11 protein-coding genes are annotated in these 14,915 nt (G+C 74.0%); 4 read left to right on the top strand and 7 right to left on the bottom strand.

Going from position 1 to position 14,915, the window contains the following annotated elements; translation table 11 throughout:
• Positions 1-37: 37 nt before the first annotated feature.
• A complete protein-coding gene (locus C1701_RS05225) occupies positions 38-1,081 on the bottom strand; it encodes a LacI family DNA-binding transcriptional regulator (RefSeq protein ID WP_026418276.1) in 1,044 nt (347 codons plus the stop codon).
• 518 nt (positions 1,082-1,599) lie between these two features.
• Here C1701_RS05225 and C1701_RS05220 point away from each other — a divergent pair.
• Together C1701_RS05220 and C1701_RS05215 are read left to right on the top strand one after the other, a co-directional pair.
• Positions 1,600-2,637 (top strand): ROK family protein, encoded by a 1,038-nt coding sequence (locus tag C1701_RS05220; protein ID WP_081715343.1) that lies wholly within the window; start codon positions 1,600-1,602, stop codon positions 2,635-2,637.
• Positions 2,638-2,646: 9 nt separating this feature from the next.
• Entirely contained in the window at positions 2,647-3,066 is a 420-nt protein-coding gene (locus C1701_RS05215) for a RidA family protein (protein ID WP_026418277.1), read from the top strand.
• Positions 3,067-3,127: 61 nt separating this feature from the next.
• Here C1701_RS05215 and C1701_RS05210 read toward each other — a convergent pair whose 3' ends face one another.
• Positions 3,128-3,349: a hypothetical protein gene (locus tag C1701_RS05210; RefSeq protein WP_155886085.1), complete on the bottom strand. Its 222-nt coding sequence runs from the start codon at positions 3,347-3,349 to the stop codon at positions 3,128-3,130.
• A 323-nt stretch (positions 3,350-3,672) separates the two neighbouring features.
• Here C1701_RS05210 and C1701_RS05205 point away from each other — a divergent pair, with 323 nt between their 5' ends.
• The gene (locus tag C1701_RS05205; RefSeq protein WP_026418278.1) at positions 3,673-3,927 is read left to right on the top strand and encodes a GlsB/YeaQ/YmgE family stress response membrane protein; all 255 of its coding nucleotides are present in this window, start codon (positions 3,673-3,675) and stop codon (positions 3,925-3,927) included.
• Between the two features lie 21 nt (positions 3,928-3,948).
• Here the strand turns inward: C1701_RS05205 and C1701_RS05200 are convergent, their stop codons facing one another.
• The 3 genes from C1701_RS05200 to C1701_RS05190 all read right to left on the bottom strand — a co-directional run bounded on the left by C1701_RS05200 (position 3,949) and on the right by C1701_RS05190 (position 7,401).
• Entirely contained in the window at positions 3,949-5,805 is a 1,857-nt protein-coding gene (locus C1701_RS05200; RefSeq protein ID WP_026418279.1) for a transketolase, read from the bottom strand.
• Positions 5,806-5,872: 67 nt separating this feature from the next.
• Positions 5,873-6,337, bottom strand: a complete 465-nt coding sequence (locus C1701_RS05195) for a hypothetical protein (protein WP_026418280.1) — start codon at positions 6,335-6,337, stop codon at positions 5,873-5,875.
• Positions 6,334-7,401 carry a LacI family DNA-binding transcriptional regulator gene (locus tag C1701_RS05190; RefSeq protein WP_103055628.1) on the bottom strand — a complete coding sequence of 356 codons (1,068 nt, stop codon included), beginning with the start codon at positions 7,399-7,401 and terminating at the stop codon, positions 6,334-6,336. Before C1701_RS05190 ends, C1701_RS05195 begins: the two co-directional genes overlap by 4 nt.
• A gap of 442 nt (positions 7,402-7,843) precedes the next feature.
• Here C1701_RS05190 and fdhA point away from each other — a divergent pair, with 442 nt between their 5' ends.
• Positions 7,844-9,070, top strand: coding sequence for a formaldehyde dehydrogenase, glutathione-independent (gene fdhA, locus C1701_RS05185; RefSeq protein WP_026418281.1), 1,227 nt, complete (start codon positions 7,844-7,846; stop codon positions 9,068-9,070).
• A 74-nt stretch (positions 9,071-9,144) separates the two neighbouring features.
• On the opposite strand, the gene C1701_RS05180 is transcribed toward fdhA, so the two are convergent.
• Both C1701_RS05180 and C1701_RS05175 read right to left on the bottom strand, forming a co-directional pair.
• A complete protein-coding gene (locus C1701_RS05180; protein WP_051313802.1) occupies positions 9,145-9,621 on the bottom strand; it encodes a cupin domain-containing protein in 477 nt (158 codons plus the stop codon).
• 479 nt (positions 9,622-10,100) lie between these two features.
• A complete protein-coding gene (locus C1701_RS05175) occupies positions 10,101-14,825 on the bottom strand; it encodes an Lhr family helicase (RefSeq protein WP_443098157.1) in 4,725 nt (1,574 codons plus the stop codon).
• Positions 14,826-14,915 lie beyond the last annotated feature (90 nt).

Raw genomic sequence — 14,915 nt, 5'->3', positions numbered from 1 at the left:
CCCGGCACCGGGCGAGGGCCCTCGTGGCGGGAAGGGGTCAGCCCACCGACCGGGGTGGGGTGCTGTCCCGCAGGACGACCTCGCCCCGTACCCGTCGAACCCGCGGCCGGTCCGTCTGCTGCTCGTCGAGCACCAGGTCCACGGCCGTGGCGCCGAGCCGCTCCAGGGGCACCCGGACGGTGGTCAGCGCCGGGGTCACGTCGCGGAGGGTGGCGATGTCGTCGAAACCGGCCACCCCGACCTCGATCGGGAGGCGCACACCGTGGTCCCGGAGCGCGACCATCGCGCCGACGGCCATCACGTCGTTGACCGCGAAGACGCAGTCGACCTCTGCCCTGGTGGCGAGGAGTTCCTCGGCTGCCGAGTACCCGCCGTCGCGGGTGAAGTCGCCGTGGATCACGTGGTCGGGAGCGAGCGGCGCCCCGACCCTGGTGAGGCCTTCCCGGAACCCGGTCAGCCTGTCGCGGGCCGTGACGAGGTTGCGAGGACCGGCGAGCACCGCAAACCGGCGGTAACCGCGTTCGTGCAGCGCCCCGGCCAGCGAGCGAGCACCCGCGCGGTTCTCCAACACCACGGTGTCGACCTGGAGGCGGGGCTGGCTGACCAGCGCGACGCGCCCACCGATGGCCTGGAACTTCTCCAGCTCGGCGGAGAGCCGCTCCACCAGGCCCCGGTCGGTCACCCGGCTGCCGGCCAGGACCACCGCCCTGGCGCGTTGGCCCCGGAGCGCGGAGAGGTACTGGATCTCCCGTTCCGGGCGCCGCATCGTGCTCGACATCGTCACGATCAGCTGATTCTCCTCCGCGCTGCGCATCACCCCGGCGGCGATGGAGGAGAAGTAGGGGTCGGCGATGTCGTGCACGATCAACCCGACGACGTCGGTGCGTCCCCGGGCCATCGCCTGGGCCTGGGCGTTCGCCGTGTAGTTCAGCTCGTGGGCGGCGCGCACCACGCTCTCCCGCAGGTCCTCCCGGACCTTGCGGGGGCTTCCGCTGAGGACCCTGGACGCGGTCGCCAAGGACACGCCCGCCGCCTTCGCGACGTCGACCAGGGTTGCCGACACGACGGCACGCTGCGACATGTGATGACCCCCTGTGGCCGCGTCGCGCTCGACAGCGCCACCCAAGGAACGGAACCGTATCCCGCGACCAGCGTACGGGCGCGAGTCTTGGCCGGTCAAGGCGGTGCCGGTGGACCGGGATGTCCAGGGTGGACGCTGGTCGACCGCCACCGTCCCCTGTGCCCGGTGCACGGAGGGTGGTGGTGACCCCTCCGTCCGCCGGCGGTGACCGCCACGGTGACCGACCACCGCCCCCGCCCCACCGGCCGCCGACCCTCCCGGAGGGCCGCGGCGTGCTTCCCCCGCCCGGCGGGGCCACACCCGGGGAGGCGTGCCGGCCGCCCCAGCGTCCGCCGGGTCCGCCACCGGGTCCGGCGGACGCCTTGCCGGTTCCCGTCGGGCCTCCCTAGGCTCGGTCGCGTTCCGGCCCCGGGCCGTCGCCGGAGGGCAGGGGGCGAACCGGAACCGACAACGATGTCAACGGCCTTCCCGAGGGCGACGGGGCGTGTCCGGAGGCCGCGAGCGAGGAGGCGACAACGGTGGGGGACACGCTGCTCGTCGCGGACGGGGACCGGCACGGCGGCGGGGAGGTGGCGCTGGCGCTCGACGTCGGAGGGACCAAGATCGCCGGTGGCCTGGTGACCGGCGACGGCGCGGTACTCGCCACCGACCGGGAGGACACCCCGGGGGCCAGGGCCGACGCCGACGACGTCTTCCAGGCGGTGGAGCGACTGGTGCGGCGGCTGCTCGCGCTTCCGGACGCCGACAGGGTGGAGGTCGTCGGAATCGGCAGCGCCGCGCCGGTCCACCTGGCGGAGGGAGCGGTCAGCCCGGTCAACATCCCGGCCTGGCGGCGGTTCCCCCTGGTCGACCGGGTGCGGTCACTGCTCGGCGGCCGCCGCCCGGTCCTGCTGTGCGGGGACGGCCCGGCCTACGCGGCCGCGGAGCACTGGCTCGGGGCCGCTCGAGGGTTCGACGACGCGATCTGCCTGGTGGTGTCGACCGGAGTCGGCGGCGGGCTGGTCTCGGGAGGGCGACTGCTCCCCGGCCCCTCGGGCAATGCCGGCCACCTGGGGCACGTCGTGGTGGACGTGGACGGCGACCCCTGTGCCTGCGGCTCGGTCGGCTGCGTCGAGTCGATCGCCAGTGGGCCGTCCATGGTGCGTTGGGCCCGGGACCAGGGGTGGTCCGGACCGGGGACGGCCACCGCCCAGGACCTCGCCGGAGCGGCGCGGTCCGGCGAGCCGATCCCGGTCGCGGCCTTCGACCGCGCCGCTCGCGCCCTCGCCGCCGGCATCGTGTCCGCCGCCGCGTTGACGGAGGTACGGGTCGCGGTGGTGGGAGGCGGCGTGGCCCAGGCCGGGCCGCTGCTGTTCGCCCCGCTGCGCGAGCACCTGGCGGGCTACGCCCGCCTGCCCTTCCTCCGGGGACTCCTGGTGCGTGCGGGTGAGGTCTCGCGCGACGGCGGCCTCCTCGGCGCCGCCCGGGTGGCCTTCGCCGCGCGGGGGGACGCCGATCCGCGTCGGAGGTCCGGTTCGGGCGAAATCCGGTCGCGGGAGCCGCGCCGGGGCGGTTAGGGTTCGCCCGTGCCAGCACACCTGCGCCTGAACCGCTCGTCCACCCTCTCCGACGTGGCCGAGTACGCCTACTCCACGACCGTCGCTCCAGGAACCGAACTGATCTACACGGCGGGCGCCTGCCCGCTCGACGCCGAGGGCCGCACCGTGGCCGTCGGCGACTACGCCGGGCAGGCCCGGCGGGTGATGGCGAACCTCGCCACCGCCCTCGGCGAGGCCGGAGCCGGGCTCGCCGACGTCGTGCGCACCACCGTCTACGTGGCCTCCACTCGGCAGGAGGACCTGGTGACCGCCTGGGAGGTGGTGCGGGACTCCTTCGCCGAACACCAGCACGACCCGCCGAGCACGCTGCTCGGGGTGGCGGTCCTGGGCTACGACGACCAACTCGTGGAGGTCGAGGCGGTCGCCGCAGTTCCTGCCGCCGAGTAGTCCGAACCGGGCCGTGACCACGACCAGCCCCGGGTTCCGCCGCGACCTCCGGGGGAGCGGGTCAGCGGGCGCGCTTGCGGAGGCCCCGGTCCACCTCACTGCGTTGCTTCCCCCGTTCGGGGGACCGCTGCCGCTCCGCGTGCCCGGTGTGGTGCGGCAGGTGCTCCGATGCCTTGGACGCCCCCAAGGTGACCTGGGCATGACTCGGCGTGGTGCCCTCGGCCCTGGCCTGGCGGGCCCGGTTCCGGCGTTGGGTGTTGTCGCCTTCCATCTGTTTGCCCATGCCCTCGGGGTTCCCGCCGCCCACCCCGGCTAATCGCCGGACACCGGGGGTGGCGTCCGCCCAGGGCGGGAACGCGCCCCGGCGGTGGCCACCGGGACCTCCCTCGCCCGTCACGGGCCGCCCGAGGCCGGGCAGGGGCGACCTCGGCGGGCCGGCCCCGGGCCGAGGGCCCCGGTGGTCCTCCCGCCCGACTCCCGGGTGCCCCTCCTGGTGGCGCGGTTCCGTCCGAGCAGGGGTCCGGGCGGAACCAGACGTGGTCCTGGTCCGTTGCCCCCGCAGGAGCGGCACGTCACGTGACGCGAGGACGTGGGACGGAGCGGACCATGATCGGTTTCCTGGTGGCGGGCCTCATCATCGGAGCCCTCGCCCGGCTCGTGAAGCCGGGCAGGCAGAACCTCGGGTTGTTGGCCACCCTCGGACTCGGACTGGTGGGCTCGGTCATCGGCGGCACCATCGCCAGCCTGCTGGGCACCGGCGACATCTTCGAACTCAACATCCTCGGCTTCATCGCCGCGGTCGTCGCGTCGGTGCTGCTGATCGGCGTGGCGGAGGCACTCGTCGGCAGGCGGAGCGGCTGAGGGGCCCCGCGCTCAGGGCGGTCAGCCCACGACGGTGGGGCTCGGGTTGCGGAGCAGGTGACGTGCCGCCGCGACGACGGCGTCCGCGTCGATGCCCGCGGCGTGCGTCAGCTCCGCCGGACTGCCTGAGACCGGCATGTCGCGCACACCGAGAACGCGGACCGGTGGCCGGTCGGCCACTCCCGCCAGTGCGCTGAGGACCGCCTCGCCCAGCCCGCCTTCCGGCCAGTGGTCCTCCACCGTGATCACCGCCCTGCTCTCCGATGCCGCCGCGGCCAGGGTGACCGTGTCGATCGGCTTCACCGAGTAGCAGTCGATGACCTTGGCGAGCACGCCCTCGGCTTCCAGCACGTCGGCGGCCCGTTCGGCCTCGTCGACGGTGATACCGCAGGCGACGATCGTCAGATCGTCGTGGTCGGTGGCCCTGACCACCCGACTACCGCCGATGCTGACCTCCTCGTCCGGCGGCGTCCGCACCGGTGTCTTCCCACGCAGGGTGCGCAGGTAGCTGATGCCGGGGCGGTCGGCCATCGCCTCCACCAGGCGGGCTGCCTGGTTGGCGTCGGAGGGGTGGAGGACGGCGCTCCCGTGGACGGCTCGCAGCGCGGCCATGTCCTCCAGCGCCATCTGCGAGGGACCGTCCTCCCCGATGGAGACGCCGGCGTGCGAGCCGCAGAGCCGCAGGTCGGCCCGCGAGACCGCGGCCATGCGGACGAAGTCGTACGCCCGGCTGAGGAAAGCGCCGAAGGTGGAGGCGAACGGCACCCAGTTCCGAGCCTGCATCCCCACGGCGGCGGCGATCATCTGCTGCTCGGCGATGAACATCTCGAAGTAGCGGTCGGGATGCGCGCGGGCGAACAGCTCGGAATGGGTGGAGTTGGAGACCTCACCGTCGAGCGCGACGACGTCGCCCCTGGCCGCGCCGAGAGCCGTCAGCGCCTCCCCGTAGGCGAGCCTCGTCGCGACCTCCTCCCCCACCTCCCACCGAGGTGGGGTCGCCTCCCCGACGGGGAAGCGGTGCGGAGTCCCGGTGTTCTCCGGGGCCGCGACCCGGACGCCGAGGTTCCGCTCACCGCCCAGTTCCCGCACGGCACCCTCCGGATCGTCGAGGGGCTTGCCGTGCCGTCCGGGCTGGTCAGCCACCGCCCGGACGCCGTGGCCCTTCTCCGTGCGCGCGAGGACGGCGGTGGGACGCCCGGTGGTGGCCACCGCCTCGGCGAACGCCTCGTCCACGGCCGCGAGATCGTGGCCGTCCACGACGACGGCGTGCCAGCCGAAGGCGCGAGCGCGGGCCGCGTACCCGTCCATGTCCCAGCCGAGCATCGTCTCCCCGGTCTGCCCCAGCCGGTTGACGTCGACCAGCACGGTCAGGTTGTCGAGGCCGTACCAGGCGGCGTGCTGGAACGCCTCCCACACCGAGCCCTCCGCCATCTCCGAGTCACCGCACAGCGCCCACACGCGGTAGGGGAGCCGGTCCAGCCGCGCCCCCGCCAGGGCGAGTCCCACCGCGACCGGGAGCCCCTGGCCCAGGGAGCCGGTGGCCACGTCGGTCGGCGGGATGCGCGGTGTCGGGTGGCCCTCGAGCCTGCTCCCGAACTCCCGGAAGGACAGCAGCTCCTCGTCGTCGATGGCTCCGGCGGCCTTGAGCAGCGAGTAGTACAGCGGGGACGCGTGGCCCTTGGAGAAGACGAGGTGGTCGTTGTGGGGGTTGCCGGGGTCGGTGAAGTCGAGCCGCAGGTAGCCGTCGAGCAGGACGGCCATCAGGTCGGCCGCCGACATGGACGAGGTCGGGTGGCCAGACCCGGCGGCGGCGCTGGAACGCACCGAGTCAACCCGGAGCTGTTGGGCGAGTTCGTGGCGGAATGTCTGGTCTGCCATGTCGGGTGCACCCTCCTGACGGGTCGTCACGGTCGTGTCTGGTGCCGGCCCGCGCGCCGCGCGGTGGTCAGGCCCGGGACGTGGCGTCGAGCGTCCAGGTGGTCGCCAGGCCGAAGGCCAGGTGCGGGAGCACGTCGCTCGCCCAGTCGCGCGGGCGCCAGCGGCGGGGATCGGACACCCCGAGGGCGGCCATCGGGACGTCCGAGGCGGTCATGGCCGCCGCCGTGGTCGTCAGGACGGCGGTCGTGCGGGATGGTCGCCAGCCGAACCGGCGCGCCGCGCCGGCGGCGGCACCCACCGCGACTCCGGTCAGGATCCCCAGCAGGGCGCCGGCACCGCTGAGGCGGTCGCGGCGGTTCGCCGGCCTCCCTGGCACGGCCACCCCGGCGTGGCCGAGCAGCCTTTCCGCCGTCTCCTCAGGCGCCGAGCTGGGGCCGCGTCCACGTAGGACCATGTCCAGGTACGTGACGCCGTTCAGCGCGGTCGTCCCGGCAGCGCCGGCCGCCGCGCCCCGCAGTACCGAAACCATCATCCCGTCGGGGTTCCCCGGCGAGGAGCCGGGAAACCGAGGGACGGGGCCGAGGTGCTCGCGCGTTCCACCAGGCAGGTGGACAGTTCGATGCGGTCCGCCTCGGCGGTCTCGCCCCGCATCAGGCGCACCAGCAGGCCGATGGCCGCCGAGGCCATCTCGTTCAGCGGCTGGCGCACGGTGGTCAGCGCCGGTCGTGCCCACCTGGCCTCGGGCAGGTCGTCGAAACCCACCACGCTGAGGTCCTCGGGTACGGTCAGCCCCCGTTCCCGGGCCGCGTCGCAGACGCCCAGCGCCATCTGGTCCGTGCAGGCGAACACGGCGGTCGGTGGTTCGGGGAGGTCGAGCAGGTCGCCGGCCCGCCGTCGCCCGCTCTCCAGGGTGAAGTCCCCCACGGCGATCAGCTCGGGGAGGACGGGCAACCCCGCCGCCGCCATCGCCGACCGGTAGCCCGCCAGCCTGGCCTGGCCGCACAGCCTGTCCTCGGGCCCGCTGACCACGGCGATGCGCCGGTGACCGGCCCGCAGCAGGTGTTCGGTCGCGCTGACACCACCAGCCCAGTTGGTCGCTCCCACGGAGGGGACACCCGGTGGCGGTACGGACACGGGGTCGAGCACGACGTAGGGGATGCGGTGGTGGCGCAGCCACTCCCGTTGCGAGGGCGTGGGTTCGACGAGGACGAGCAGCACACCGGCGGTCCCCCGGTCGGCCACCCGGTCCAACCAGCCCCGGCCGGTATGCCCGGTGCCGGTCCGGGCGGCCGAGACGACGATGTCCAGCCCCACCCGGTAGGCGGCGTCCTCCACCCCGCTCAGGATCGTCGTCGCCCACGAGGCGCCCAGGCCGTGGATGACCACGTCGATGGGACCTCCGACCCCGTCCCGGGGAGCGCGGACCACCGGACGGCGCATGTAGCCGCGACGTTCCAGGACCTCGCTGACCCGCCGCCGGGTGTGCGGGGCGACGTCCTCGCGCCCGTTGACGACCTTCGAGACCGTGGGTACGGAGACCCCTGCCTCCCTGGCGATCACCGCGAGGGTGGGGCCTCCGTGTGCTGTGCCGGGCATGCGAGGTGCCACCTCCGTCGACGTTGACCTCGAGCTGGCGGAGCCGGGGGAGGGAGGTCCCGCCGGCGGTGTTGGAGCGGAACGGGGAGCGTCGGTATCCGAGTTGATGCGGAGTTTCTACGGACGTCATACGATATTTCGGATACGGTAATCAGGCTCGTTTCCCTGGTCAACGTCCCGGTGTCTCCCTCGCGTACCTGGTTCACCAGCCGAGGGCCCGCCCTTGACCAGTCCGCTGAAAACGCTTACCGTAGATGGTCGCCAAGCGCGGTGTCCGATATTTCGGACTACTCGTGGGTCGCTGTTCGCGACTCGTCGGTGGCGGCCCGACGACGCGGGCGAACGAACCAGCCCGCCTCCGCACCCGGCTCCTCGGCGGACACTGGAGGTCGGGAGGTGGTTCCGCCGCCCCCCTTCCACCGCATGGTTGGAGGCGAGAACGATGAGTGCGAACAGAGCGGTCGCCTACGTCGGACCCGGCCAGGTCGAGGTGCAGGACATCGACTTCCCCGCTCTCGAACTGCGTGACGGCCCCGGGGTGGACCCCGCGAACGTGGGCCGCCAGTGCCAGCACGGCGTGGTGCTCAAGGTCCTGGCGACCAACATCTGCGGCAGCGACCAGCACATGGTCCGAGGTCGGACCACCGCCCCCCGTGACCTGGTGCTCGGTCACGAGATCACGGGCGAGGTGATCGAGGCCGGCCGGGACGTGGAGTTCGTCCAACCGGGCGACATCGTCTCGGTCCCCTTCAACATCGCCTGCGGGCGGTGCCGCAACTGCAAGGAACGCCAGACGGGCATCTGCCTGAACGTCAACCCCGCCCGCCCTGGAGGCGCCTACGGCTACGTGGACATGGGGGGATGGGTCGGGGGGCAGGCCGAGTACGTGATGGTGCCCTACGCCGACTTCAACCTGCTGCGTTTCCGCGACCGGGACCAGGCCCTGGCGAAGCTCCTGGACCTGACCATGCTCTCCGACATCTTCCCCACGGGTTTCCACGGAGCGGTGACCGCGGGCGTGGGTGTGGGCAGCACGGTGTACGTCGCCGGTGCGGGTCCGGTCGGCCTCGCCGCCGCCGCGTCCGCGCGGTTGCTGGGCGCGGCCGTCGTCATCGTCGGGGACCTCAACGCCGAGCGCCTGGCGCAGGCCCGCGGCTTCGGGTGCGAGACCGTGGACCTCACCCAGGGTGGACTCGGCGAAAGGATCGCCGAGCTCCTCGGCGTCCCCGAGGTCGACTCGGCGATCGACGCGGTGGGCTTCGAGGCGAAGGCGCAGGAAGCGGGAGCGGGTGAGGCACCGGCCACCGTGCTGAACTCGGTCATGGAGGTCACGAGGGCGGGCGGCAGCCTCGGCATCCCGGGTCTCTACGTCACCGAGGACCCCGGCGGCGTCGACAGCGAGGCACGGCACGGCTCGCTGCGCATCCGCCTCGGGCTCGGCTGGGCCAAGAGCCACACCCTGCACACCGGGCAGTGCCCGGTCATGAGGTACCACCGCCAACTGGCGATGGCGATCTTGCACGACCGGGTGCACATCGCGAAGGCGGTGAACGCCACCCCGATCCCGCTGGACGACGCACCGCGCGGCTACGCCGAGTTCGACCGGGGCGCCAGCCGCAAGTACGTGCTGGACCCGCACGGTGCCCTCGACGGGGTGCGGGCGGTCTGACCCCGCCGCGGCGCCCTCGGAGTCCCACCGAGGGACGCCGCCGAGGCGGTGGCCCCGCGAGGTGGTCGGTCAGCTCACCGTTCGGTGGGACGGGCGTCCCCGGCGAACTCGTCCTGGAGCCGGGTGGCCGCGTGGCCGACGATCTCGTCGAGCTCGGGGAGCGGAACGACGTCCGCGTTGAAGCACTGGTCCCCGCGAACCTCGATCGCTCGGATCGGATGCGAGCGGGACAGGTTGACGGCCGCGTGGGGCACGCCGGGAGCGATGAACAGGGTGTCGCCGGGGTCGTGGAAGACCACCCGTTCGAGGCGTTCGCCCAGCAGTGTCACGGCGTTGCCCTCGATCACGTGGACGATCAACTCCGCGTCCCGGTGCAGGTGGGCCCGCGAGTGGTGCCCGGGGGGCATGTGCACGAGGCCGGCGCCGAGCTGGCTGGCTCCGCAGATCTCCTGGCTGATCGTGGTCGTGAGCAGTTGACCCTGTGGACCCTGGGCGGCATCTCCGGTGCCCGCCCTGGCGAGGTGCCAACCGTCGTCGCCGATGACGCTCATCGTCTCCCCCAGATGCGGCTCCCGGTGCCGGCGACGCGCCGCGACCGATCACTCCCGGTGCCCGGGTTCGTCATCGGGGCGACCCTGCTGGGGGAGCGCTGGATCGTTGCGTGAAAAAGTGTCGTGAGCTGCTGTTTCCGTGGGTGCAGCGTAGCGTTCCGCTGTGTGGGCACGTTCGTGACCTCCTGGGTCGGACAGGACGGGAACGGGACGGGAACTGCGCTGTGTGACCACCGCGACCGCCGGGGCGCGTCGTCGCGCCGGGCGGCCCCCGCCGGGCCGGCGCGGGCCGCCCGGCGGCCGGTCCCGGATGTCGCGGGTAGCGGCATCAACCATGCGCCGGGGGCAGGGGGGCAGGACAGGGCCGTCCGGAGCAACGTGGTGCGCCGCTCCCGACGCTGGCCGGAACCGGCCGGGTGGCAGCGCCGGAACGGCCACTCCCACTGGCCACCACGCTCCCGGCGCGGAACGCCCGCCGGTCAGCCCCGCAACCGCATCCCCTGGGGCGTGGCCCGGAAACCGGCCTCCCCGAGGAGATCGGCGAGCCGGGTACCCCAGGGGGCCTCACCTCCCGCCCGTGACACGGTCACCTGGTCCAACCAGCCGGCGCGGACCGCCCCGGCCAGGCCACCCGCCGCGGCCCGCAGCGGGAACTCGTCCTCGGTGAAGGCCAACAGCGACCGCCCACCCCGCTCCAGGTAGAGCGTGGCCACCCCGTCGACGAGCACGACCAGGGCCCCGGCCTTGCGCCCTGGCCGGTGCCTGCCCTCCCCGACGACGGACGGCCACGGAAGAGCCGCGCCGTGCGGCTGCGCCGGGTCCGTGGCGGCGAGCACGACGACGGACCGGTCGGCGGGCTCCTCCCCGGCAGGACGGGAGAAGGAGCGCAACCGGTCGATGGCGCCGGGAACCGCGAACTGCGCCGCTCCCAGCCCTTCCACCACGTAACCCCGCCGGCACCGGCCCGCCTCCTCCATCGCGCGCAGCACCCGGTAGATGCCCCCGAAACCGCCCGGCATCCGCTCGGTGTCCAGCGCCCCCCTGGTCAGGACGCCGTGGCGTTCCAACAGCACCTCCGCCCTCGCATGGGCCCGACGAGTCGGATCGGCCTCCCTGACCGGCACCGGTGCCCACCGGCCCCCCACCGAAGGGGGCCCCGAGCGGGAGGGCAGTCCGGGCCTGGCCGGCACCGAGGAGCCGGCCAGGCCGGCCCGGAGGGAGGCGTACCGGCCACGGGGAGCCCGTCGCCGCTGCCGGTGCCGGGCCCCGCCACCGGACACCAGGGCGCGCACCGGCGCCAGGGTGTCGTTGCCCACCAACCCCGCCCACACCAGGTCCCACAGGGCCGAGACCAGGGTGGCCTCGTCGGGCAGCGGTTCTCCCTCGGCGAGCAGGATCTCCGCCGCCCGGTCCGCCACCTGCCGGAAGAACAACCCGCCCCCCGACAGGGCGGACAGCAGCGCCCGGTGCGCCGGAGCGTCGGGCGGTTCCTCGGCGACCGGTGGCAACACCAGGTCCGCGATCTCAGTGGGTGCCAACGCGACCCAGCCGTCACCACCAGCCAACGCACCGGCGCCACACCACGTGACCTCGCCCGAGGCCGTCAGCTCGTCCAACAGGGCGGGGACGTAACCGGGCAGCCGCGCGGGCAGGATCAGGGACTCCACGGCGCTGGCCGGCACCGGCACCCCCGCCAGCTGCTCCACGACGGCCAGCACGTCCTCGGCGCCGGCTGGCCGCCGACCCGGTCGGCTGGAGATGCCGTGCCAGTGCGGGAGGAAGCGCCCCAACGCGGCCGGTTCCACCGGCTCGACCTCCGCGCGCAGCCGCGCCAGCGACGCCCTGCGCAACCGGCGGAGCACCTCAGCGTCGCAGTACTCGGTTGGTTGGCCGTAGCCGCCCGCGTCCGGCGGTTCGAGCGAGACCGGGCGCAGCTCGCCCCGCACCAGGCGGCCCGTGCCGACCAGGCGCTCCAACACCCCCGTCACCACCGCCACCCCCAGCCCGAACCGGGTCGCGGCCGCGAGCGCGGTGAACGGACCCCTGGTCCGCGCGTAGCGGGACAACAGGTCGCCGACCGGATCGGCCACCGGTTCGGTGAAGGCGGTCGGGATCCCGACGGAAAGCGCGACACCCAGGCCGTCCCGGAGGCGGCCCGCGTCCTCCACCGGGGCGAACCGTTCCTCCCCGGCGAGGCGCACCCGGATCACCCGCCGCTGCTCCTCCAACTCCCGCAGCCACTCGGGCCGGGCACCCCGGGCGGCGGCCTCCGCCTCCGTCAGGTCGCCCAACGCCCGCACCAGGTCGGCGGTCTGCTCGACGTCGCGCACGTGGCGGTCCGGCGCGGTGCGCGCCAGGGTCGCCTCGACCTCGGCCAGGACGTCCGGGTCCAGCAGCTCCCGGATCGCCTCCGACCCGAGGAGCTCCGCGAGCAGACCGGAGTCCAGGCTCAACGCGGCGGCGCGCCGGTCCGCCAGCGGGGCGTCCGTCTCGTACAGGAACATGCCGACGTACCCGAAGAGGAGGCTGCGGGCGAACGGCGACGCCGAGGGCGTCTCCACCTCCACGACCCGGATCCGCCGGTCGCGCACACCCGTCAGCAGATCGGTCAGCCCCGGCAGGTCGTAGACGTCCCGCAGGCACTCCCGCATGGTCTCCAGCACGACGGGGAACCGCTCGTACGCCGACGCCACCCCCAGCAGCTGGGCGGCCCGCTGGCGTTGCTGCCACAAGGGGGTGCGGCGACGGGGGTCACGGCGCGGCAGCAACAGCGACCGCGCGGCGCACTCCCGGAACCGGGCGGCGAACAGGGCCGAACCACTCACCTCCGTCCGGACGACGTCGTCGATCTCGGCCGGGTCGAACAGGACGTCCTCCGCGGTGGGCAGGACCTCGGCGCCGTCCTCGGTGACCGCGTCCACGACCCGGAGCACGATGCCGTCGTCGGAGTGCGCGATCTGGGCGTCCGTGCCGTACCTCTCCCGCAGTCGGGCGCCGATCGCCAGTGCCCAGGGCGCGTTGACCTGACCTCCGAAGGGGGAGTGCACCACCAGCTGCCAGTCGCCGAGCTCGGTGCGGAACCGTTCCACGACGACGGTGCGGTCGTCCGGTACGTGCCCGGTGGCCTCCCGCTGTTCACGGAGGTAGGCGAGCAGGTTGTCCACGGCCCACCCGTCCAGCCCCGCCTCGGTGGCCCGCCGCCTGGCCCCCACCTCTCCGGCCGCCCCGAGTTCCCGGACGAAGGAGCCGATCGCCCGCCCCAGCTCCAGGGGGCGACCGGGCGTGTCGCCCTTCCAGAACGGCATCCGGGCCGGCTGGCCCGGCGCGGGCACCACGATCACCCGGTCGTGGGTGATGTCCTCCACCCGCCACGCGGAGGTCCCGAGCAGGAACGTGTCGCCCACCCGGGACTCGTAGACCATCTCCTCGTCCAGTTCGCCCACCCTCGACCCGCTGCCGTCCTCGCTGGGCGGGGTGGTGACGGTGAACAGCCCCCGATCGGGGATCGTGCCGCCGGAGGTCACGGCCAGCCTCCCCGCGCCGGGCCGTCCCCGGAGCTCGCCGTGGACGCGGTCCCACACGATCCGCGGCCGCAACTCGCCGAACTCCTCGCTCGGGTACCGGCCGGCGAGCATGTCCAGCACGGCGTGCAGGGCGGAGTCCGGGAGCGCGGAGAACGGGGCGGCACGGCGCACCACACCGGCCAGCGCCTCGACGGTCCACGGCTCCATCGCCACCATCGCCACCACCTGCTGGGCCAGCACGTCCAGCGGGTTGCGCGGATACCGCAGAGCCTCGATCAGCCCCGCCCGCATCCGCTCGGCGACCACCGCGCACGAGACCAGGTCACCCCGGAACTTCGGGAACACCACGCCCTCGGAGACGGCCCCCACCTGGTGGCCGGCCCGCCCCACCCGCTGCATGCCGGACGCGACGCTCGGCGGCGCCTCCACCTGGACGACCAGATCGACGGCGCCCATGTCGATGCCCAACTCCAACGAGCTGGTGGCCACCACGCACGGCAGCCGCCCCGCCTTCAGGTCCTCCTCCACCCCGGCCCGCTGCTCCTTCGACATCGACCCGTGGTGCGCGCGGGCCACCGTCGGTGGTGCCCCGCCGGTGATCCCGGACCCGCCCACCGCCTCGGCGGGGAACACCGGGGTCGTGGGCTGGGGCTCGACCGGACCGCCCGCCTCCGCCGCGCGGTCCGCCGCGAGTTCGTTGAGCCGCGCCGTCAACCTCTCGGCGAGCCGTCGGGAGTTCGTGAACACGATCGTCGATCGGTGCTCCTCCACCAGGTCCAGGACCCGCCGTTCCACCGAGGGCCAGATGGAGGTGCCGCGGACCGGCCCTGCGGCCCGGACGTCACCGGCGCCGGGGTAGTCGTCCCCCAGCCCGGGAAAACCCTCCACCGGGCCGGCTTCCCCCGCCTCGGGGGTGGAGCGGCCAGCCGGGGCTGGTCCGCCGCCGTCGAGCTCGGTCATGTCGGCGACCGGCACCTCGACCGTCACCGTGATCCGTTTCGGGTCGCCGGGCGTGACCACCTGGACCGGCCGCCCGCCCGCCAGGAAGGCCGCCACCTCCTCGGTGGGCCGGACCGTCGCGGAGAGGCCGATGCGCTGCGCCGGTTCCGGGAGCAGCTCGTCGAGGCGTTCCAGGGACAGCGCCAGGTGGGCGCCGCGCTTCGAACCAGCCAGGGCGTGCACCTCGTCGAGGATGACCGTGGTGACGCCGCGCAGCGACTCCCGGGCCTGCGAGGTGAGCAGCAGGAACAGGGACTCCGGGGTGGTGACCAGCACGTCGGGGGGACGGCGCGCGAAGGCCCGCCGCTCCGCCTGCGGCGTGTCCCCGGTCCGGATGCCCACCCTGATCTCCGGTGGGTCCTGACCCAACCGGCGGGCCGTCTGCCCGATCCCGGCCAGCGGGGTGCGCAGGTTGCGTTCCACGTCCACGGCCAGCGCCTTCAGCGGCGACACGTAGAGCACCCGGCAGGCCGCCCCCTCGTCGGCGGTGCCAGGCGAGGTGGCCAGCGTGTCCAATGCCCACAGGAAGGCGGCCAGGGTCTTCCCGGAACCGGTCGGGGCGACGACGAGCGTGTGCTCCCCCCGGGAGATCGCCGTCCACGCTTCCCGTTGCGCCGAGGTGGGGGTGGCGAACGCGGCGCGGAACCAGCCGGCCGTCGCCGGGGAGAAGACGTCCAGCACGTCCGCCCTCCCGCCCGGTCCGCCGCTGGCCCCCCGGGTCGTTCCGTCCTCGCCGTCGCGCACGCTGCCATCCTGACCGACCCGACCGAC

This window comes from Actinoalloteichus sp. AHMU CJ021, assembly GCF_002895405.1.
In the GTDB taxonomy this organism is placed as follows: Bacteria; Actinomycetota; Actinomycetes; order Mycobacteriales; family Pseudonocardiaceae; genus Actinoalloteichus_B; species Actinoalloteichus_B caeruleus.
The sequence above is the reverse complement of the archived record's forward strand: the minus strand, read 5'-3'. Positions and strand labels throughout refer to the sequence as shown.

What these genes read in the sequence shown, in the direction of transcription:
- C1701_RS05225 (WP_026418276.1), bottom strand. Translation starts at nt 1,081, where the DNA reads ATGTCGCAGCGTGCCGTCGTGTCGGCAACCCTGGTCGACGTCGCGAAG.
- C1701_RS05210 (WP_155886085.1), bottom strand. Translation starts at nt 3,349, where the DNA reads ATGGGCAAACAGATGGAAGGCGACAACACCCAACGCCGGAACCGGGCC.
- C1701_RS05205 (WP_026418278.1), top strand. Translation starts at nt 3,673, where the DNA reads ATGATCGGTTTCCTGGTGGCGGGCCTCATCATCGGAGCCCTCGCCCGG.
- C1701_RS05200 (WP_026418279.1), bottom strand. Translation starts at nt 5,805, where the DNA reads ATGGCAGACCAGACATTCCGCCACGAACTCGCCCAACAGCTCCGGGTT.
- C1701_RS05195 (WP_026418280.1), bottom strand. Translation starts at nt 6,337, where the DNA reads ATGATGGTTTCGGTACTGCGGGGCGCGGCGGCCGGCGCTGCCGGGACG.
- C1701_RS05190 (WP_103055628.1), bottom strand. Translation starts at nt 7,401, where the DNA reads ATGCCCGGCACAGCACACGGAGGCCCCACCCTCGCGGTGATCGCCAGG.
- fdhA (WP_026418281.1), top strand. Translation starts at nt 7,844, where the DNA reads ATGAGTGCGAACAGAGCGGTCGCCTACGTCGGACCCGGCCAGGTCGAG.
- C1701_RS05180 (WP_051313802.1), bottom strand. Translation starts at nt 9,621, where the DNA reads ATGAGCGTCATCGGCGACGACGGTTGGCACCTCGCCAGGGCGGGCACC.